This is a genomic window from Paraburkholderia sp. Ac-20342, from assembly GCF_017104985.1.
GTDB lineage: Bacteria > Pseudomonadota > Gammaproteobacteria > Burkholderiales > Burkholderiaceae > Paraburkholderia.
Window position 1 is genome coordinate 12,409 of sequence record NZ_JAAGPQ010000048.1, and the last position, 20,643, is coordinate 33,051.

The following is a 20,643-nucleotide window of genomic DNA, read 5'->3' on the forward strand; positions in this document are numbered from 1 at the left end:
TATCGCTCTGCCTGTTACACTACGAAGAGAACGGCGACCTTTATGCAAAGGCAATTGCAACGCCTGCGACGTCACTTCATAAATAGAGGACAAGTACTTCAATGACGCTTTCGAAAAGAAAATTCGGCCGCACGGGCTGGGACGTGTCGGAAATCGGTTTTGGGGCATGGGCGATCGGCGGCTCGTGGGGCGATGTCGCGGAAGACGATGCCAAGGCCGCGCTCAACGCCTCTCTCGATAACGGCGTCAATTTCATCGACACCGCCGACGTCTACGGCGACGGCCGCTCGGAACGAATCATTCGCGACGTATTGCGGCAGCGGGGTGGCGAACGTCCCATCGTCGCCACCAAGCTCGGCCGCCGGCTCGACCCGCACGTGACCAGCGGCTATATGAACAAGCAGGCGCTCGAAGGCTTTATCGACCGGAGTCTGTCGAATCTCGGCGTCGACACGCTCGACCTCGTGCAATTGCATTGCCCGCCGACCGAAGTCTATTACCGCCCCGAAGTGTTCGACGCGATGGAGAGCTTCGTCGCTGCCGGCAAGATCCGCTTCTACGGCGTGTCGGTCGAAAAAGTGGAAGAAGCACTGAAGGCGATCGAATATCCCAATGTGGTTTCGGTGCAGATTATCTACAACATGTTCCGTCAACGTCCCGCCGGTCTGTTCTTCGATCAGGCACAAAAGAAGAACATCGCGGTCATTGCGCGAGTACCGCTCGCGAGCGGCATGCTCACAGGCAAGATGTCCGCCGATTCCGTTTTCGCGCCCGACGACCATCGCGCCTTCAATCGCCATGGCGAGGCGTTCGACGTTGGCGAAACGTTCTCCGGCGTACCCTATGACGTCGCGTTGAAAGCGGTCGACGAACTGCGCGGCCTCGTACCGGTAGAGGCATCGATGGCACAACTGGCTCTGCGCTGGATTCTCATGGAAGAGGCCGTCTCGGTCATTATTCCGGGCAGCAAGAACGCAGCTCAGGCGGCGTCGAATGTCTCGGCGGCAAGCCTCGCTTCACTGTCCGAAGAGGCCATGCGACGTGCGCGGGAAGTCTACGAGCGCCATATTGCGCCTCATGTTCACCATCGCTGGTAAAGCGCCGAACACGCGACAGGGTTTCGCGTGGCCAAAGTGGGCGGCAGGTTGACTTCCTGCACCGAGACTTCTCGCATTCGCTGCATGCAGTCGCAAGCCGCCCCACTCGTTATGTCTCTGGCGCCAATTTGCGCGCCCTACTCCATCACGCCAGCGCGATAGACCGTGACCTGCCTATAAGGCTTCTCGCGCGTCACAATCATGCTCTCACGATCGGGCATATTGATCTGGTTCGGAAAGCCGCCGGCTTCGAGGCAGAGTCCGGAATTCCGCCTGTATGTCGAGCCGTCTCTCCCTCGTACTCCTTCGAGCCGGTTTCCGCTATAGAACTGCAGCCCTGGCTGGTCAGTCTCGACCGAAAGCACACGCCCGCTTTCGGGTTCGACCACCTTCGCTACGGTACGCGGTTTGCGGGTCCAGTCCGCTTGCTCGTTCCCCGCGCGATCAAGCACATAGCAATGGTCAAAACCGTAGGCGAGTTCCAGTTGCCGATTCGACGCGTCCAGCCGCGAACCGATCGTCGCGCCCTCGCGAAAGTCGAACGGACTGCCTTCCACGAATGCACGCCGTTGCGGAATCAGTTCCTCGTCAATTTCAAAGTACTCACCGGAATCTATGGTCAGGCGATGATTGCGAATATCGCCATCATGCCGCCCCGACAGATTGAAATACGGATGACTGGTCAGGTTCAACGGAGTCGCGCGATCGGTATGGGCGGTGTATTCGATAGTCAGTGCGTGATCTTCACTCAACGTATAACGCACCTCGACCTGCACGTTTCCCGGAAAACCTTCTTCTCCCTCACGCGATTCCAGCCGCATGACCAGGGATTGCCCCTCGTATTCGGCCATCCACAACCTGGCGTGAAACCCGCCGGCACCACCATGCAGCAGGTTCTGCCCTTCGTTTGGCGTGAGCCTGTAGTCGATATCGTCAAGTGCGAATCTGGCACCTGCGATCCTGTTAGCCCAACGGCCCACGAGCGCGCCCATATAAGCACCCGCGGCCAGGTACTCCGCCGGCGTATCGTGCCCGAGCAGGATCTCCGCGCATCGGCCGGTCCTGTCCGGCGTGAGCCACGATACGAGCGCCGCGCCAAGTTCGCTGATCCGTACACAACCTCCCTGCGAATTTGCAAGAAGATACGTTCGCACGTTTCGTCCATCGGGGAGTGTTCCCCAAAAGGCAGCCTTGTTCATGTTTTTCCCGCTTTTTTGCCCATTGATCTCACAACGACGCGTATGACGGGCGCGTGGTCCGGGTCAAGGACACAAGACGTTCGACCGTGAAACTGACCCGGCGCGTCAGCGTCTTTCCCGCGCCGAGAACCGTCAGCCCGCACACGTTATCGCCGTCCTGAATGCAGTTGTGTTCCGACTGGTCATTGACCACCTGAAACGAAAACGAATCTTCCTGAGGATGCGCGCGAAGCCGATAACAGTCCGTATTGCCCACGATCGCGAGAGAAAACTGGCGCGCGGGCCATTCAACCAGCGCTCTCCCGCCCCAGCGAGTAAACGTGTGATCGATCTTTGTCGCCGGCAAATGGTGCGTCACTCCGAACTGCCAGGCCACCGGCGTCGGCACGAGCCTCGGCGCATGGCCGCTTTCTCCGGCCAGCCAGATTCCGCCTGCTGGTGCACTAATGCGCGTATCGAGATCCCGCGTCAGGACAGGCCTGATATCGATTCCGCACTGTAGCGGCGCACGGCCGCAATTCTCGAGTTCCACGGTGATGGCCAATGTCGGCCCATCAAGCTCGTAGGTCTGGATCGCCCGACAGGAACCGGCAACTTCAGTTTTGAGACGGGCGGTTCGCTCGTCGGCGGATTCGACGTTCCAGTCATCCGCGAGCACGACGTAGGCAAGCGGAAACGGTCGTCCGACACCGGTCAGCCGCCCCCCCGACGACTTCCTCGCAGCCCCGAGTACCTTTCCCGGCTTCGTTATCCGAATCAACGGCTGACACGATAGCCCACGAGCAATCGGCATATGACCCGATCGTTCCGCCCGTCGAAAAACGGGTGTCCAGATGCCCCGGTCATGCCAGTCCAGTTGCGTGATGCCGCCGTGCATCCCTGCCTCGATGCCGAGCCGCAGATAAGCGTTCGAAAGCATCGTTTGCCGGTGCATCCTCTCCGCTGCGCCGCAATCGGGGCCACCGAGTCTCGCGGCCTTCACGAAGACAGGTTCTCGTAAATCCGCTTCCCATGTATCGAGCACGTTCCTCTCCCCGATCAGACAGACTGGATGGCAACCGGAAACGCTCAGACCATCGTGACAGGATCGCCGCCGCCATGCTGCTCCGGCCTGCGCTGCCCGCCGTTCGACGGCTCTTTCGAGCGGGGCCCCAGACCGGCGCCGCCCGTGCGGCGGCGTCCCGCCTGTCGCTCGATCATCCGTTGCAGAAGGCAGAACACGCAGAGCAGTGCGCCGATGACAATGCGCGTCCACCACGAACTCAGCGTTCCGTCGAAAGTAATCAGCGTCTGAATCGTGCCGAGAATGCCGACGCCGAAAAGCGAACCGATGACGTAGCCGACGCCCCCCGTCAATAGCGTTCCGCCGATCACCGTCGCGGCAATAGCGTCGAGTTCCATGCCCTGCGCCTGAAGCCCGTAGCCCGAGAGCACGTACAGCGTAAAGATCACGCCGCCGAGCGCCGCGCAGAAACCGCTCAACGCATAGACGGCGATCTTCGTTCGCGCGACCGGCAAGCCCATCAGCAACGCGGAACGCTCATTGCCGCCGATCGCATAGACGTTGCGCCCGAAGCGCGTAAAGTGCGCGATAAAAATCGCGACGACGAGCGCCGCGATGCCGATCAGCGCCCCCGCATTCAGGGAACCGCCGCCCAGCGGCAGGCTCAATGACGCAACCGCGTGGAAAGTCGGCTCGTTGATCGTGATGGACTGTGTCGTAATCAGAAAGCACGCGCCGCGCGCAAGAAACATCCCGGCCAGTGTGATGATGAACGGCTGCAGACGGAAGAAGTGAATCAGCACTCCCATCGCCGCGCCATACAGCGTGCCGAATACGAGCACGATCGGCACGACGATCCAGATGGGCCAATGCAGCCACTCCGCGCCCACCGCGCACAGTATCGTGGTCAACGCGACCACCGCCCCGACCGACAGGTCGATGCCCCCCGACAGGATCACGAACGTCATGCCGATAGCCACGACGAGCAGGAACGCGTTGTCGACGAGCAGGCCCGTGAGTACCTGCATCGAAAAGAATCCGGTGTACATGACGGAGCCAAAGCCGAACAGCGCGACGAACAGCACGATCGTGGCGACGATGGGCAAGGTTCTCGGATCGGCCAGCCGGCCAGTCAACTTTCTCATGATGTGCTCGTTCCGGTGGATGCGCGCTGGCGCGCCGGGGAAAAAAGATTCTTCATTGGTTTGAGCAGCATCGCCCGCGCGGCTTCCGACTGGATCACGCTGACCACGATCACCACGACCGCTTTGACGACGAGCGTGGCCTCGGGCGGCACGCCGATCGAATAGGTCGTATACGTCAGCGTCTGGATAATCAGGGCCCCGAGCACCGTGCCGCCCAGGCTGAAGCGCCCGCCCAGCAGCGACGTACCGCCGAGTGTCACGGCCAGGATCGCATCGAGTTCGAGCAGCAACCCGGCATTGTTTCCATCAGCACTCCGCACGTTCGAGCTGATGATGATCCCGGCCACCGCCGCCATCAACCCGCAGATCACATACACGCCGAACACGATCGCGCTGGAGCGCAGCCCGACCAGCCGCGTTGCAACGGGGTTGATGCCGATGGCGCGCACGAAAAGTCCGAGCGCCGTGCGGTTCACGAGCAGCGTAAGCACCACGCTGACGACGAGCGCGATCCAGACCGAGCACGGCACCATCGCCAGATAGCCATCGCCGAGCCTGAGGTAGCCTTCCGCGCCGATGGGAATGATCTGCCCGCCGGTCAGCAGTTGCGCCACGCCTCGCCCGGCCACCATCAGGATGAGCGTGGCGATGATCGGCTGCATGCCGACGAACGCGACTAGCAGGCCGTTCCACATCCCGGCCAGCAGCCCGACGGCGAGCGCCGCGCCAAGCGCCATGCCGACGCGCGACGGGTCCGCTTCGAGAATGACCGCGGCAGCCGCGCCGGCCATCGCCACCGTCGCCCCGACCGAGATGTCGATGCCGCGCGTCGCGATGACCAGCGTCATGCCGAGCGAGACGATCACGAGCGGGGCGGCACGATTGAGGATGTCGATCGGTGCGCCGAAAAGATGGCCGTCGAGAATCGTCAGGGAAAGGAAACTCGCGCGATGCGCAACGTCGAGAAGAATCAGCAGGATCAGCGTGAGGGCGGGCCAGAGCAACTGATGCCGCGCCAGCGCGTGGAGCCGTTTCATGACTGACCTCCTGCAATGAGTTGATACACCTGGTCCTCCGAAAGATGTTCGCCGGCAATCTCGGCGACCTTGCGCCGGTCGCGCAAAACGGCGATCTTGTGGCTGACGCGCACCACTTCGCTCATTTCAGAGGAGATGAACAGAATCGCGAGGCCTTTCGCGCACAGCGAGCGCACGCGGTCCATGATCTCGAACTTCGCGGCCACGTCGATGCCGCGTGTCGGCTCGTCCAGAATCAGGAGTTTGGGCTCCGTGGCAAGCCAGCGCGCCAGCAGTACTTTCTGCTGATTGCCGCCCGACAGCAGCCCGATCGGCTGCTCGGCGTCGTGTGCCTTGATGCCGAGTTGCGCGATGTACTGCTCGGCCATTTTCCGCTGGCGGGCGTAGCTCAGCAGACGCCACCAGCCGCGTCGCGCCTGCAATGCCAGGATGATGTTCTCCCGGATCGACAATGCGGCGACGATGCCTTCCTTCTTGCGGTCCTCGGGACAACAGGCGATGCCGTGGCGCACCGCGTCGCGCGGCGAAGCGAGCTTCACGCTGTGCCCGTCGATCCGCATCGTTCCGGTGTCCGCGCGTTCGGCGCCGAACACGAGCCGCGCGGTCTCGGTGCGGCCCGAGCCGAGCAGTCCCGCAAGGCCGACGATCTGGCCGGGGCATACGTCGAGATCGACGGGACTCATCAGCCCGCGCCGCCCTACTCCCTGCATGGAAAGGAAAGGCGCAGCCGCGCTCGCCGAACGTGCAGCGTCCGACGCATCGGCCTTGAGCGCCTCGTTCGCGCCTTCGCGGCCGGTCATCTTGGCCACCAGTACGTCGACGGGCAAGTCTTTGGCCAGATACTCGCCTTCGCGCGTGCCATTGCGCATCACGGTAATGCGGTCCGATACCGCATAGGTCTGTTCGAGAAAGTGCGTCACGAACAGAATCGCCATGCCCGCTTCCCTCAAGCGGCGCAGCACGGCGAAAAGCCGCGCGACTTCGCCGTCGTCGAGACTCGAAGTGGGTTCGTCGAGAATCAGCACGCTCGCGTCAACCGACACGGCGCGCGCAATCGCCACCATCTGCTGAACCGCAATCGGATAGGAGTCCAGCGAACGCGTAACGTCGACGAACAGATCCAGCGCGGCCAGGGCCTCGCGCGCTTTGGTATTGATCGCCTTCCAGTCGATCGTTCCGCGCTTCTTCGGATGCCGGCCGGCGAAGATGTTTTCGGCCACCGACAGGTTCGGACAAAGATTCACTTCCTGGTAGAGCGTCTGGATGCCGGCCGCTTCGGCTTCGAGCGGCGCGGCGAAGCGGACCGGCCGCCCACCAAGGCGAATCTCGCCGAGATCATGCGGAAACACGCCCGTCAGCACATTGATGAGCGTGGATTTTCCCGCGCCGTTCTGGCCCATCAGCGTGTGAATCTCACCGGGGAATAGCCGGAAATCGACCTGCTGCAACGCCTTGACGCCCGGGAACGTCTTGTCGATGCCGGTCATTTCGAGAATGGGTAGGTCGCTCATGATCTTCTCGAATAATCTTCGCGAGACCCGCGCAAGGCCGCGCCGAAATGGTTAGGGAACCGTAGTGAATCACCCGGGCGCTTCATGCGCGCCGTCGCAGTTAACTCGGACCGCGCTTGCCGCACCGGAATCGGCCGCACCGCATGGTAGCGCACGGCAAGCGTTCAGTGACCGAAGGCCTCGACCTCGACGTGCCTGCCGAGCAGGAACGCGTCGGCGACGAGGCGCAACGGACGCACGTCCACGTCGTCGATGCCCTGCGCGATAAGCTCGTGAAAGCGCTCGTAGAGCGCCGCGTATTCGCGCTCGGCTTCGAGCTCGACCGGCTCGCCCGCGATAGCGAGGCGCTTGCCGCCCGCCGCGATCGAGAGCAAACCGTCGGTCGTTTCGACATCGATTTCCCATTGCTCGACAGGGCCGTGGCGCCAGTCGAATTCGGCGCGCACCGGCACGCCGTCGGTATCGATGCAATCGAGTTCGGCGGCGATCGGCGTCGAGCAGTCGCGCGGCACATGCAGCGTCGCGCCGCGCAGCAGCACCTCGCGCGGCAAGATGCGCGTGACGATCGAGAGCGCGTTGATGCCCGGATCGAACACGCCGAGCCCGCCCGGCTCCCAGATCCATTGCTGGCCCGGATGCCAGCGGCGCACGTCTTCCTTCCAGCGCACGTGCACGGCGCGAAGCGTTCGCCCGGCGAGCCACGCGCGCGCCGGTTCGACGGCGCTCGCACAGCGCGAATGCCACGTCGCGAACAGCGTACGGCCGCGTTTTTGCGCAAGCTCGCGCAATGCCTCGACTTCGCTCACGCTCGCGCCCGGCGGTTTTTCGAGCATCACATGCTTGCCTGCTTCGAGCACGGCGCGCGCCTGCGCATAACGCACCTGGGGTGGCGCGCAGAGCGAGACGGCGTCGAGGTCGGGCTCGGCGGCCAGCAGCGCGCCGATATCGGTGTAGTTGCGCACGCGCTCCACCTGCGCATTGCGGCTCGCGCTGGCCACGAGCTCGAAGCCCGCATTGCCGGCGATGGCGGGCAGGTGCTGGTCGCGCGCGATCTTGCCGACGCCGACGATACCCAGCTTGTACGACGCATTCATGAGTGTCTCCGTCACCTTGTTATTCTGACTGGAACTGGATCGCTACCGGGCTATTTCGCCCAGCGCAGCACGAGCGGGTCGAGCCGGCGAGCGATATCGACCAGTTCCTTGCGCGTCTCGGGATGCATCGAGGGTAGCGGATGACGCGGCAGTTCGCAGTCGATCACGCCGCCTTCCTTCATCAGCGACTTGCAGGCGAGCAGACCCGCCTGGCGGTTTTCGTGATTGATCAGCGGGAGCCACTTCTGATAGAGCGCGAAGGCTTCGTCGGTGCGGCCCTGGCGATGCGCTTCGATAATCGGGCGAATGCCGTCCGGAAAGCCGCCGCCCGTCATCGAGCCGGTTGCGCCCGCGTTGAGGTCCGCGAGCAGCGTGATGCCTTCTTCGCCGTCCCATGGTCCTTCGGCCGCCTCGCCCGCGAGCCTGATGAGTTCGCGCAGTTTGTTCGCCGCGCCTGGCGTTTCGATCTTGAAGTACGAGACCTGCTCGATCTCGCGCGCCATGCGCGCGAGGAACGCGGCGCTCAGCACCGTGCCGCTCGCGGGCGCGTCCTGGATCATGATCGGAATGTCGATCGCGTCGGACACGCGCGCGTAGAAGTCGTAAATCTGCGGCTCGGGCACGCGAAAGGTCGCGCCGTGATACGGCGGCATCAGCATGACCATCGCCGCGCCCTGCTCCTGCGCGCGCCTGCTGCGCGCGGCGGCCACGTTCGTGCCATAGTGCGTGGTCGTGACGATCACGGGCACGCGGCCCGCCACGTGTTCGAGCACGCTGCGCGTGATGATCTCGCGCTCGTCGTCCGAGAGCGAGAACTGCTCCGAGAAATTCGCGAGAATGCACAACCCGTCCGAGCCCGCGTCGATCATGAAGTCGACGGCGCGCTTCTGGCTGCGCAAATCGAGTTCGCCGGTTTCGGTAAAGGTTGTCGGCACGACGGGGAAAATGCCCTGATAACGGGGCGTACGGCTCGTAGTCATATCGTCAGTCTTGCTTGAGAAAGAATCAGCGTCCACGCTTTCACGACCCGCTCGCGGCACGCGGCGGCGTGCGCAACGCCGCGCGCACGGCGAACGTCACGAGCACCGCGAACACGAGCGTGGCCGCGAGAAAGTATAGGCCGGCCGCGAGGCTGCCCGTTGCGTCCTTGATGAGCCCGATGCCATAGGGGCCGAAATAGCCGCCGAGATTGGCAAGCGAATTGATCGTCGCGATCCCGACGGCCGCGCTCGCGCCCGTCAGAAACTCGCCGGGCAGCGCCCAGACCACGGCCTGAATCGAATAGATCGAGAAAGCGGTCAGGCAGATAAACAGCAGTTGCAGCGCCGGCGCGCGGAACCATGCGCTTGCGGCCATCGTCAGCGCCGCGGCGGCAGAGACCACGACGATATGGCCGTAGCGTTCGCGATGCCTGTCCGAATGACGCGGCACGACGAGCAGCCCCACCACCGCGAACAGATACGGCACGGCGGAAAGCAGGCCCGCCGTCGAATCGCTCACGCCGAACGCCTTGATGATGGTCGGCAACCAGAGCGACAAACCATAGATGCACAGCGGAAACGGCAGGAACAGCAGCGCGAGCAGCAGCACGCGGTGATCCTTGAGCGCACTGAACGGATTGCGATGCGTGTCGAGCTGGTAGGCGCGCCGGTCGGCGGCAAGCTCGCGCTCGATCCAGCGGCGCTCAGTTTCGCCGAGCCAATGCGCGTGCGCGGGCGACTCCGGCAACAGACGCAGCGTGGGAATGCACAGCAGCACGGCCGGCAAGCCGCTCACGACGAACAGCGTCTGCCAGTTCGACATGCCGAGAAAGCCGTGCGTTTCGAGCAGCGCGCCGGCGATCGGGCCGGTAACGATGCCCGCGATGGGCTGAGCGAGTACCAGCAGACCGATCACGCGCGCGCGGTGGCGCATCGGAAACCAGTGTGTGAGGAAATACAGAATGCCGGGATAGAGCCCGGCCTCGGCCGCGCCCAACAGAAAGCGCAGCGCATAGAAACTGGTCGGGCCGCTCACGAGCGCCATCGCCATCGTGATCACGCCCCACGTGAAGAGAATTCGCGCGAACCATACGCGCGCGCCGAAGCGCGCGAGCGCGAGATTGCTCGGCACTTCGCAGAGGAAATAGCCGATAAAGAAGAGGCCCGCGCCGAGTCCATAGGCGGCATCGGACAGGCCCACGGCCGCGTTCATATGCAGCTTCGCGAAGCCGACCACCGTGCGATCGACATACGCGACCACGTAGATCAGCGCGAGAAACGGCACGAGCCGGCGCGCGATATGGCCGACGATCTGCTTTTCCTCTCCGCTTTCAGCGGCCGCCGGCGCGACCGCCTCACCGGATTGCAACGCGTTCGTCATACTGTCTCCTTGATTGCGCTCGCCAGCCGACGTCGTGCCGCGCCGCCGGCTGGCGCGTCGGGCACGCGGATGGCCGCGTCGCGCACGGCCATCGAGCGGGCGTCAGCCGGCGAGCCGAATCGCCCTGATTAGTTTTTTAAATCCGTCAATGCGAGTGGCGCGGCACAGCCGACCCACGCTTGCCGACGAGAAAGTCGAGATCGCAGCCCTCATCGGCTTGCAGCACATGATCGACATAGAGGCGCGCGTAACCGCCCTTGCCGATCTGCTCCGCCACGCCGGGCGCGGCGGCGGGATCGACGTCGCTCAAGCGGCGCTTCAGTTCTTCGTCGCTGATGTCGAGATGCAGGCGCCCCGCTTCGCAGTCCAGTTCGATCCAGTCGCCGTTGCGCACCGCCGCCAGCGGTCCGCCCGCCGCCGCTTCGGGCGCGACGTGCAGCACCACCGTGCCGTAGGCCGTGCCGCTCATGCGTGCATCGGAAATCCGCACCATGTCCTTCACGCCCTGGCGCAGCAGCTTGGGCGGCAAGCCCATGTTGCCGACCTCGGCCATGCCGGGGTAGCCGCGCGGGCCGCAGTTCTTCATCACGAGAATCGAGTCCTTGTCGACGTCGAGCGATTCGTCGCCGATCGTCGCCTTGTAGTGGTCGAAGTTCTCGAATACGACGGCACGGCCGCGATGCTTCAAAAGCTCGGGGGTAGCCGCCGACGGCTTCAACACCGCGCCGCGCGGCGCGAGATTGCCGCGCAGGATGCAGATGCCGCCGTCCGCGATAAGCGGATTGTCGATCTGGCGGATCACCTCGTCGTTGTAGTTGGGCGCTTCGCGCACGTTGTCCCAGAGGGATTTGCCGTTGACGGTCAATGCGTCGGGATGCGGCAGCAGCTTCGCTTCGCCGAGCCGGCGCAGCACCGCCGGCAGGCCGCCCGCGTAATAGAACTCTTCCATCAGGAAGCGGCCAGAAGGCTGAAGATCGACGATGGTCGGCGTATTGCGGCCAATGCGCTGCCAGTCTTCGAGTTCGAGATGCACGCCGATGCGGCCCGCAATCGCCTTCAGGTGAATCACCGCATTGGTCGAGCCGCCGATCGCCGCATTGGTGCGAATCGCGTTCTCGAACGCTTCGCGCGTGAGGATCTTCGAGAGCGTCAGGTCTTCGAGCGCCATCTGCACGATGCGGATGCCCGACATATGCGCGAGCACGTAGCGGCGCGCATCGACGGCGGGAATCGCGGCGTTGTGCGGCAGCGAGACGCCGAGCGATTCGGCCATGCAGGCCATCGTCGAGGCCGTGCCCATCGTGTTGCAGGTGCCCGCCGAGCGCGACATGCCCGCTTCGGCCGCGAGGAAATGATGCAGGTCGATCTCGCCCGCCTTCAGCGATTCGTGCAGCCGCCATACCGCCGTGCCCGAGCCGATGTCCTGGCCTTCGAGCTTGCCGTTCAGCATCGGGCCACCGGTCACGACGATGGCCGGCACGTCCACGCTCGCCGCGCCCATCAGCAGCGCGGGCGTGGTCTTGTCGCAGCCGCACAGCAGCACGACGGCGTCGATCGGGTTGCCGCGAATCGCCTCTTCCACGTCCATCGCGGCGAGATTGCGCGTGAGCATGGCCGAGGGGCGCAGGTTCGATTCGCCGTTCGAGAACACCGGGAATTCGACCGGAAAGCCGCCCGCCTCGTAGATGCCGCGCTTCACGTGTTCGGCGAGCTTGCGGAAATGCGAGTTGCAGGGCGTCAGCTCCGACCACGTATTGCAGATGCCGACGATCGGCCTGCCGTCGAATTCGTGCTCGGGAATGCCCTGGTTCTTCATCCAGCTTCGATACATGAAGCCGTTTTTATCCGTGGTGCCGAACCACTGTTGGGAGCGTAGTTTGGGTTTGGTTGCCGACATGGGTGCGTGGTGTGGGATTCAATGTTCGGCTTAGTCTAGGGATAAACGCGATATCCTTCTAATGAAATATTCGCTCTTTCCCATATCAAAACCGGCATTGGTATAAACACCTAAGGCCATGGGAAACCCCGCGGGCCCACGATTTCCGCCTGCTACACCCCCGATGATCGGCACATTAAGGCGTGCGAGCCGCGCAAGTGACGGGCCGCCGCATCGAGATCGAGCCGCTGCTCACGCACGAGCCGTGCAGCGAGTGAAACCGATATGCGGAGTACTGCTTAGGTATGTTGCCGGCTCGTGGAACGATCCGCGGCGCGCGGACGGATTCCGCGCGCCGGCCACGTCGTCTAAACGAAAACGTCCAGCCGTTCGGCAAGCTCGCCGAATCCTTCGAGCACCATGTCCGGCGACATTCGCTGGCACTGCTCGCGATCGCCGTAACCGTAAGCGGCCCAGCACGCGTGAGCGCCGATATTGCGCGCGAGCCCCAGATCGGCATGCGTATCGCCGACCACGACGATCTGCTCCGGCAAGACATCGGGAAACGCCGGCGCGATCAAGGTGCTATAACACGCCGGATCGGGCTTCTTCGCGATGCCCGGTGGATCGCAAACGAGCAGATCGATAAAGCGGCCAATGCCGAAATGATCGATGGCCTGTTGCACCGCGGCTTCCGATTTGTTGCTGGCGATCACCATCGCCACGCCCTTCCGTTTCAAAGCCGCCAAAGTCCGCTCGACGTCCGGAAAGATAAACGAGTGAGCGAGACCATGCTGCAGATAGAGCGCGCGATACGTCGCCGCCCACTGCCCGGCTCCGTCCGTGCCGAGGCGCCCGTCCGTCAGCATCGACATCGCTTCGCTCATCACCACACCGGCCGCGATCGCGGCTTCGAGGCGATCGGGTGCGGGCCGCTCGACACCATAGTGATCGAAAGTCAGATTGATGCAGTGACGAATGGCGTCATGACTGCCGCACAGCGTACCGTCGAAATCGAGGATGCAAAGTCTGATCATAAAAACCCGCAAAATAATGAAAACGTCGTCACTGACAGAGTGATGAGCGTAGCCGCCCGCATACGCTATCGTGTTACCCTTCAACAGGTCAGTGCCCGAGTGTCGGCGTACCCAGGTACGAGCGGCAATTCACAACGCGACACTCAATAATTCAGATAACGATTGCAAGCTCCATGGCTCCGGTTAGTTTAAACGACGTCGCTCGCGCGGCCGGCTGTTCCGCCTCTACGGTTTCGCGCGTACTGCGCACGCCGCACGTCGTGCGCGATGAAGTCGTGCAGCGCGTGCTCGCGGCCGTGCGCAAGCTCGGCTACACCCCGAACAACGCGGCGCGGGCGCTGCGCTCGCGCCGCACGCGAATGATCGGCGCCGTGCTGCCCACGCTTGAACATGCGATCTACGCCCGCCTCGCCAATGCGCTCGAAAGCGATCTCGCGGCCGATGGCTACTCGCTGATCGTCACGACCTCGGGATTCGACGCGCACAAGGAACTGGAGCAGACGCAACTGATGATCGAGCGCGGCGCGGAAGGCGTGGTGCTCGTGGGCGATGCGCACGAGCGCGCGCTCTACGAATTCCTGAGCCTGCGCAACGTGCCGTATATCAACACCTATGTCTATACGCGGCAAGCGGCGCATCCGTGCGTCGGCTTCGACAACCGGCGCGCGGCGCGGCAGGCCACCGACTATCTGCTGAGCCTCGGCCATACCGGGATCGCGATGCTCACCGGCGTACGCAAGGACAACGACCGCGTTCGCGCGCGCATCCAGGGTGTCGAGGAAGCATTGAAGGAACGCGGCCTGACGATCGCGCAGGAACGCATCATCGAAGGGCCTTATTCGATTACGGCCGGACGCAACGGCATGCGCCGGCTGCTGAATCTTGCCGTGCGGCCCGAGGCCGTCATCTGCACGAGCGACATTCTCGCGTTCGGCTGTCTCGCGGAATGCGTGAGCGCGGGCATTGCCGTGCCGCGCGAACTGTCGATCACCGGCTTCGACGACCTCGACTTCGCCGCGCATCTGAACCCGCCGCTCACGACAATGCAGGTTCCCGCGATTGAAATGGGCACCCAGGCCGGGCGCTTTCTGATCGATACGCTGGAAGGCAAGTCGCCGCTCGACCGCGTCGAGCTCGAAGCACGGCTCATCATTCGCGGCACCACGGGACAGCCGGCCGCTTCGAAGAAACGCCGCGCATGAGCAAGCGCGCGGCTGCGCGGCGCGCGGACCATACGGCCCGCGAGGCTGCCTTATAGTCCGCTGCGCCGGACCATCATCGTCGTCGTCCTGCCTTGTTGCACGCACTCGCCGCGCTGATTGAACACGTCGATCGCGAGCACCACGATGCCACGGTCGGCGCGCTTCGTCTCGCGCTTCGATTCCACGCGCATCACGGCCGTGATACGGTCGCCGCTCAGCACGGCCTGCTTGTAGTCCCACGTCAGCGAAAGCGTGGCGACCGCCTGCAAGCGCCACGCACAACGCATTTTCATCGCATCGACGAGCGAGACGATCAACAGGCCATGCGCGATGCGCCGCTCGAAGCCGAGCGCGCGGGCCGCCTCGTCGTCGGTATGAACCTCGTAGAAATCGCCGCCGACGCCCGCGAAGGCGACGATGTTCGCATCGGTGATCGTGAAGCCGCCCAGCTCGACCGAGTCGCCCACATTCAGGCCGTCGAAGTCGCGCCCTGCCATGCTCATGTCCTGATTCGCTGCGTTCACGGCGTCACCACCCATTTGAGAATATGCTCGGCCACGCTCACCAGTTCGCCCTCCTGATTGACGATGCGAATCTCGGCCACCGTGCGGCGGCGTTCGGGATCGACATCGCGAATCGTATAGTCGAGCCTGAGCGTATCGCCCGCGAAAACGGGCTTCAGAAAGCGCACGCGGTCGTAGCCGAGCGACACCGGCGTCTCGCGCTCGCGCACGCCTTGCACGCGCTCCACGATCGCCGTCGAGCAGGCCGACATATAGGCCACCATCAGTGCGCCGTGCGCGATCACGCGGCCATACGCGCTGGCGGCCATGGCCTGTTCGTCGACGTGGTTCGGCGAGTGGTCGCCGCTGACATCGGCAAATGCGCGAATTGCCTCGGCACTGACGTGTTGTTCGAGCGAAACGGTATCGCCCGGCTTCAGATAGAAATCGCTCATTGGCCTCTCCGATGGCATCAGGCCGGCGCGTTCGTGTTCGCGAGACCGCGTCCGGACACGACGCCCTCGTTGGCGAGCGTCTGGATCCGGTCGGCGCCATAGCCGAGTTCTTGCAGAATCTGCTGCGTATCGTGTCCGATCTCGATGGCGAGGTGCCGTACCGCGGGCACTTCTCCGTCGTAACGCAGAGGATGATTGATGAGCGTCGCCGTGCCGCCCTTGATATCGACCGTTTCGAACACGCGGTTGTGCTGCGCCTGAGGGTTGTCGCGCAAGTCGCTATAGTCCTGCACGGGCGCCCACCACATGGCCTTGGCATCGAGCGCTTCGGCCAGCGCATCGAGACGGTAGCGCTTCACCGCGTTCGCCGTGGCACGCGCGTAGGCATCGCGCTCCTCGTAGGGGTTGCAGTTCGCGAGCGCGCGCAGCCCATCGTCGTCGAGCGCTTCGGCAAACACCGCGGGATTGTTCAGCGAGATCGCCACCGCGCGATCGTCCGCCGTGCGATAGATGCCATACGGCGCCTGATGGAACCACGTCGACAAATGCGCGTCGCGCTCGAATACGGCCGCGCTTTTCTCCGCGGTCAGATAGTTGGTGATCGCTTCGGCCTGCAAATCGATGCCCGCGTTGAACAGGTTGCCTTCCACGCGCGTGCCCTCGCCGGTCTTCATGCGCTTCACGTAAGCGCCGAGAATGCCCATTGCGAGCAACGCGCCGCCATGCTGGTCGCAGATCGCCGCACCGACCGCCGTCGCGCCGCCGCCCGAGGCGGCCACGAGCCCGGTGCGTGCCTGGATCATCAGGTCCTGGCCGGGCATGTCGCGCATCGGGCCGGAACCGCCGAAGCCGCTCGCCGACGCGTAGATGATGCCGGGCTTGCGCGCCTTCACCGCGTCATAGCCGAGGCCAAGGCGATCGAGCACGCCGGGCCGGAAGTTCTCGACCACGGCGTCGGCCTCGTCGATCAGCTTCAACGCAATCTCGCGGCCTTCCTGCGATTTCAGGTTCAGTGCGATGACGCGCTTGTTGCGGTTCGCGCAGAGAAAGAACGCGCTGACGTCCTCGACGAACACGCCCGCGCCGGACCAGTGCCGCTCGTAGGCACCGCCGATCGCCTCGATCTTGACGACGTCCGCACCCATGTCGGCGAGATATTGAGTCGATGCCGGCCCTTGCAGATAGTGGCAAAAGCTGACGATGCGCATACCTTCGAGCATTGTTTTCTCCAGAAAACGATAGATTGAAATCCGCTTGTTGAAATCGGCCTAGCGCGCGGAGTTGGCCGCGAGCGGCAGCGACGCCGCCGCGTGAGCACGCTTCACGCTGCTCGCCAGCAACACGGCCACGATCAGCGCGCCGCCCATGAACAGATACGACGAGGCCGGGTCGCCCGTGAGCCCCGTCAGATAACCGACCGCGTAGGAGCCGAGGAACGAGCCGAGTGCGCCCACGCTATTGATCAATGCTAACGCACCGCCTGCCACGGTCCGCGGCAGGACTTCGGGCGCAATCGAGAAGAACGGCGGAAAGACGACGTACATGGCGATACCGGCAACGGTCAGCAGAGCGAACGACAGCCAGAAATTCGACGCGCCCACGAAGTACAGCGCGAAGAACGCCAGCGAGGCGATCGCGAGCGGCACCGCGACGAAGAGCTTGCGGTTCTGCAGGCGATCCGACATCCACGCGACCGGCAGCATGCAGACCACGGCGCCGAAGTACGGCACGGCCGACAGCCATCCCGTGTTGACCATGCTGAGCGTCGCGCCGTGCCGCAGGATCGACGGCAGCCACAACAGGAAACCGTAGAAACCGAGGCTCTGGAAGAACAGCACGCCCGCCAGCTTCCACACCGCGGCCGTGCGGAACGCTTCGCGATAGTTCTTCACCGGCGCGAGGTCCTTCTGCTCTTCGGCCAGCGAGTTCTCGATCGCGGCCTTTTCCTCGGCGCTCAACCAGCCCACTTGCGAAGGCCGGTCGCGCACGACGGCAATCCAGACGAACGCCCACAGCACCGCCGGCAGGCCTTGCGCAATGAACATCACGCGCCAGCCCCACGACTGCACGAGATAGCCCGACACGACCGACATCCACAGGATGGTCGCCGGATTGCCGAGCAGGAAGATCGTGTTGGCCCGCGAGCGCTCGCGCCTCACGAACCAGTTCGACACGTACACGAGCATGCACGGCATCACGGCCGCCTCGACGATCCCGAGCGCGAAGCGCACGGCCATCAGCATCGGCACGCTGGTGACGACGCCCGTCAGCGCGGCGAGGCCGCCCCACGCGATCAGGCTGAAGAAGATCAGGCGCCGCACGCTGCGTCGTTCCGCATACATGCCGCCCGGAATCTGGAAGAAGAAATAGCCGAGAAAGAACAGCGAGCCGAGTAGCGAAGAGGTCGAGCGGCTGATGCCGAGATCGTGGTCGATGCCCGCGGCGGCCGCGAAACCGTAGTTCGCGCGATCGAGATACGCGAGGCTGTAGGTGATAAACGCGACGGGCAGGATGATCCACCATCGCTTGATGGGAAGGGTTGTTCCGGCCATCTCCGGTCTCCTTGTGTTCTGGTTTGCTGTCGATTCGGCCGCGATGCGCGGCCCGTTGCTCGCGTCCTGATCTATCTCTGACAACGATTGCAAGAACAATAGGCCCGATTTGGCATCGTTGTCAATCCACTCTTTTTCATTTCGATCACCCTGTAAACCCTGGCATTTCTCTAAATAGCCTTATATTAAGGACCTTTAGGAGATTTTCACGTTGCCGGCTCTTGCCACTGGGTCTTGCCTTCGCAGGCAAATTGACGCACAGTGACAACGTTGTCAAATTCCTGCCTGGCTCTGTCATTACGCCGGGCATATCCATGACAGGAGAAAACATGAGCAGCTGGTTGAACGACGGCATCGAAGCGGCCGTAAACAAGGTACGCGCCCAGGCAAGCCGCGGCGGCGACTTTCCGCATATCACCGAGGCCGGGCAATGGTGCACGACGCCCGACGGCGTATGGACCGGCGGCTTCTGGGCGGGCCTGCTCTGGCTCAGCTACGAAGAACAGAAGAGCGACGCACTGCTCGCGGCCGCGGTGTCGTTCACCGAGCGCCTGCTGCCGCGCGCGTCGGACCCCGTCAACCACGATCTCGGCTTCATGTTCTATCCGAGCGCGATCAAGGGCTGGCGTCTCACCGGCGACGAGCGCTATTTCCAGGCCGCGCTCACCGCCGCCAACAGCCTCGCCGGGCAGTTCAATCCGCAAGGCGGCTTCATTCCGGGCTGGGGCTTCTTCGGCAGCGAAGACTGGTCGGGCTCGGTCCTGATCGACACGCTGATGAATCTTCCGCTGCTCGTCTGGGCCGTCAATCATGGCGCCGACGCGCAGTTGCTCGAGGTCGTGCAGCGCCATACGAAAACGGCGCTCGCCAACCATCAGCGCGAGGACGGCTCGGTCTTTCATGTGTACAAGTTCAATACCGCCGACGGCACGCCGATTGCCGGCGACACCTACCAGGGTCTCGACGCATCGAGCGCATGGTCGCGCGGCCAGGGCTGGGCGCTCGCCGGCCTCGCGATGCTCGCGGACATGACCGGCTCGCAGGAGTACTTCGCAGCAGCCCAGCGCGTTGCCGACTACGTGGAAAAGCACTTGCCGGAAGATCGCGTTCCGCCGTGGGATTACTCTGCGGACGGCGTACCGGTCAAGGATTCGTCGGCGGGCGCGATCACCGCGTATGGCCTCATCCGGCTCTGGGAACTCAGTTCCGATGCGCGCCATCTTGCCCTCGCCGAAGCGATGCTCAAAGCGCTGTGCGAAGATTGCCTCGCGAGCGACGACCGCGCGCCGATTCTCGCGCATGCCACGGCGGATTTGCCGCACGGCCTCGGTATCGATGAATCGGTCATCTATGGCGACTACTATTTCCTCAAGGCACTGCTGACGTTGCGCGGCATCAAGGAACAGAATGGGCAACGCGGAAGCGGCGCAGGCTCGCTCGCACAGACCTCGAACGGATAGAACACGACAAGACTCGACGCGAGTGAATCATCATGGAAACGACCACGCAAACGATCACGCAGGAACACTTTGACGCCGTCGCCGTACTCACGCTGAACCGGCCCGAGCGCATGAACGCGCTCAGCAAGCCTTTGCTGCAAAGTCTCGACGACGCGCTGACACGCCTTGCCGACGATGCGCAAACGCGCGTCGTCGTGCTGACGGGCGCGGGCACGAAGGCTTTCTCCGCGGGCGCGGATATCAACGAGCAGCGCGACTTCTCGCCCACGGACGCCTACGAGCATATGCGTTGGGGGCAGGCGATTTTCGATCGCATCGAGACGTTTGCCAAACCGACGATCGCCGCCATCAACGGCGTCGCCTTCGGTGGCGGCCTCGAGCTGGCGCTGGCGTGCGACCTGCGGATCGTCGCCGACACTGCGCGGCTCGGCCTGCCCGAAATCACGCTGGCGAGTTTCCCGGGATGGGGCGGAACTCAGCGCCTGCCCGCGCTGATCGGCGCGTCGCGCGCCATGCGAATGATGCTCACGGGCGATCCCGTATCGGCACAGTGGGCACTCGATGCGGGTTTGGCGAACGAGGTGGCCAACGCGGACACGCTGCGCGATCAGGCGCTGACGCTTGCGAACGCGATCGCGCGGCATGCCGGCGAAGCGCTGGCCGAGTTGAAATCGGTAGTGCGCACCGGATTGCGCGAGGGTCGCGCAACCGGCCTCGAAGCGGAAGCTCGCGGAGTGGGCCGGCTGTGGGGCTCGGCCGCGCAGAAGGAAGCACAAGCGGCTTTCTTTGCCAGAAGAAAGCGCGCTGCGCCGGATGCGGGATGAGGCGCCTGTACATAGAGAAGAAGACACCATAAAGCTTCCGCCTGGAAGTTTTATGGTGAATCGAGCCTGAGAAAAATATCGGCAGCACTCCGGAAGCATTGATCTGAAGAAATGCGGCGGACGCCAGCCGTTGCCTCCCAAACACCCGCCAAACCACACCCAGTCCATTCGCAGTACTTCGAAGCGACTGTTCTCGCCCGCCACCCATGCAACCTCGCGCCGGTTGCGATAAAAGTGGCCGCCCCGTCAAAGCCCCGCAGCATCCCTCAAAGCCACCTGCAATTTGC

General features: G+C 63.6%; 18 protein-coding genes. 4 read left to right on the plus strand and 14 right to left on the minus strand.

Annotated features, from left to right (window positions below; genetic code table 11):
• The first annotated feature begins 101 nt into the window (after positions 1-101).
• The gene (locus tag G3N58_RS20260; RefSeq protein ID WP_167048861.1) at positions 102-1,097 is read left to right on the plus strand and encodes an aldo/keto reductase; all 996 of its coding nucleotides are present in this window, start codon (positions 102-104) and stop codon (positions 1,095-1,097) included.
• Positions 1,098-1,234: 137 nt separating this feature from the next.
• Here G3N58_RS20260 and G3N58_RS20265 read toward each other — a convergent pair whose 3' ends face one another.
• From G3N58_RS20265 to G3N58_RS20310, 10 genes are all read right to left on the minus strand, one after another.
• Positions 1,235-2,296: an aldose epimerase family protein gene (locus G3N58_RS20265; RefSeq protein WP_206000031.1), complete on the minus strand. Its 1,062-nt coding sequence runs from the start codon at positions 2,294-2,296 to the stop codon at positions 1,235-1,237.
• A gap of 28 nt (positions 2,297-2,324) precedes the next feature.
• Complete coding sequence (locus G3N58_RS20270; RefSeq protein ID WP_206000032.1) at positions 2,325-3,320, minus strand: aldose 1-epimerase; 996 nt, start codon at positions 3,318-3,320, stop codon at positions 2,325-2,327.
• Positions 3,321-3,364: 44 nt separating this feature from the next.
• Positions 3,365-4,444, minus strand: coding sequence for a galactofuranose ABC transporter, permease protein YjfF (gene yjfF / locus G3N58_RS20275; RefSeq protein ID WP_167048867.1), 1,080 nt, complete (start codon positions 4,442-4,444; stop codon positions 3,365-3,367).
• Positions 4,441-5,481 (minus strand): ABC transporter permease, encoded by a 1,041-nt coding sequence (locus G3N58_RS20280; protein ID WP_167048869.1) that lies wholly within the window; start codon positions 5,479-5,481, stop codon positions 4,441-4,443. Before G3N58_RS20280 ends, yjfF begins: the two co-directional genes overlap by 4 nt.
• Positions 5,478-6,992 (minus strand): sugar ABC transporter ATP-binding protein, encoded by a 1,515-nt coding sequence (locus G3N58_RS20285; protein WP_206000033.1) that lies wholly within the window; start codon positions 6,990-6,992, stop codon positions 5,478-5,480. The genes G3N58_RS20280 and G3N58_RS20285 overlap by 4 nt, the downstream gene beginning before the upstream one ends.
• Positions 6,993-7,156: 164 nt before the next feature.
• Positions 7,157-8,086, minus strand: coding sequence for a Gfo/Idh/MocA family oxidoreductase (locus G3N58_RS20290; RefSeq protein WP_167048873.1), 930 nt, complete (start codon positions 8,084-8,086; stop codon positions 7,157-7,159).
• A gap of 50 nt (positions 8,087-8,136) precedes the next feature.
• Positions 8,137-9,066: a dihydrodipicolinate synthase family protein gene (locus G3N58_RS20295; protein WP_205989087.1), complete on the minus strand. Its 930-nt coding sequence runs from the start codon at positions 9,064-9,066 to the stop codon at positions 8,137-8,139.
• A 40-nt stretch (positions 9,067-9,106) separates the two neighbouring features.
• Positions 9,107-10,447: an MFS transporter gene (locus G3N58_RS20300; RefSeq protein WP_206000034.1), complete on the minus strand. Its 1,341-nt coding sequence runs from the start codon at positions 10,445-10,447 to the stop codon at positions 9,107-9,109.
• 145 nt (positions 10,448-10,592) lie between these two features.
• Positions 10,593-12,344 (minus strand): IlvD/Edd family dehydratase, encoded by a 1,752-nt coding sequence (locus tag G3N58_RS20305; protein WP_206000035.1) that lies wholly within the window; start codon positions 12,342-12,344, stop codon positions 10,593-10,595.
• Positions 12,345-12,691: 347 nt separating this feature from the next.
• Positions 12,692-13,360 (minus strand): HAD family hydrolase, encoded by a 669-nt coding sequence (locus G3N58_RS20310; protein ID WP_206000036.1) that lies wholly within the window; start codon positions 13,358-13,360, stop codon positions 12,692-12,694.
• A 173-nt stretch (positions 13,361-13,533) separates the two neighbouring features.
• Between G3N58_RS20310 and G3N58_RS20315 the strand changes: the two genes are divergently transcribed.
• Complete coding sequence (locus tag G3N58_RS20315; protein WP_167048883.1) at positions 13,534-14,562, plus strand: LacI family DNA-binding transcriptional regulator; 1,029 nt, start codon at positions 13,534-13,536, stop codon at positions 14,560-14,562.
• Positions 14,563-14,612: 50 nt separating this feature from the next.
• On the opposite strand, the gene G3N58_RS20320 is transcribed toward G3N58_RS20315, so the two are convergent.
• Genes G3N58_RS20320 through G3N58_RS20335 form a run of 4 tightly spaced genes read right to left on the minus strand, consistent with a single transcriptional unit; the run spans position 14,613 to position 18,072 of the window.
• The gene (locus G3N58_RS20320) at positions 14,613-15,086 is read right to left on the minus strand and encodes a MaoC/PaaZ C-terminal domain-containing protein (RefSeq protein ID WP_205193308.1); all 474 of its coding nucleotides are present in this window, start codon (positions 15,084-15,086) and stop codon (positions 14,613-14,615) included.
• A complete protein-coding gene (locus G3N58_RS20325; protein WP_167048885.1) occupies positions 15,083-15,520 on the minus strand; it encodes a MaoC/PaaZ C-terminal domain-containing protein in 438 nt (145 codons plus the stop codon). The genes G3N58_RS20320 and G3N58_RS20325 overlap by 4 nt, the downstream gene beginning before the upstream one ends.
• Before the next feature lie 17 nt (positions 15,521-15,537).
• Positions 15,538-16,740: a CaiB/BaiF CoA-transferase family protein gene (locus tag G3N58_RS20330; protein ID WP_167048887.1), complete on the minus strand. Its 1,203-nt coding sequence runs from the start codon at positions 16,738-16,740 to the stop codon at positions 15,538-15,540.
• 48 nt (positions 16,741-16,788) lie between these two features.
• The gene (locus tag G3N58_RS20335; RefSeq protein ID WP_167048889.1) at positions 16,789-18,072 is read right to left on the minus strand and encodes an MFS transporter; all 1,284 of its coding nucleotides are present in this window, start codon (positions 18,070-18,072) and stop codon (positions 16,789-16,791) included.
• A 329-nt stretch (positions 18,073-18,401) separates the two neighbouring features.
• On the opposite strand from G3N58_RS20335, the gene G3N58_RS20340 reads away from it, so the two are divergent.
• On the plus strand, positions 18,402-19,532 hold the full coding sequence (locus tag G3N58_RS20340; RefSeq protein WP_206000037.1) for a glycoside hydrolase family 88 protein: 1,131 nt from the start codon (positions 18,402-18,404) through the stop codon (positions 19,530-19,532).
• 32 nt (positions 19,533-19,564) lie between these two features.
• Positions 19,565-20,356 carry an enoyl-CoA hydratase/isomerase family protein gene (locus G3N58_RS20345; RefSeq protein ID WP_206000038.1) on the plus strand — a complete coding sequence of 264 codons (792 nt, stop codon included), beginning with the start codon at positions 19,565-19,567 and terminating at the stop codon, positions 20,354-20,356.
• The last annotated feature ends 287 nt before the right edge of the window (positions 20,357-20,643 follow it).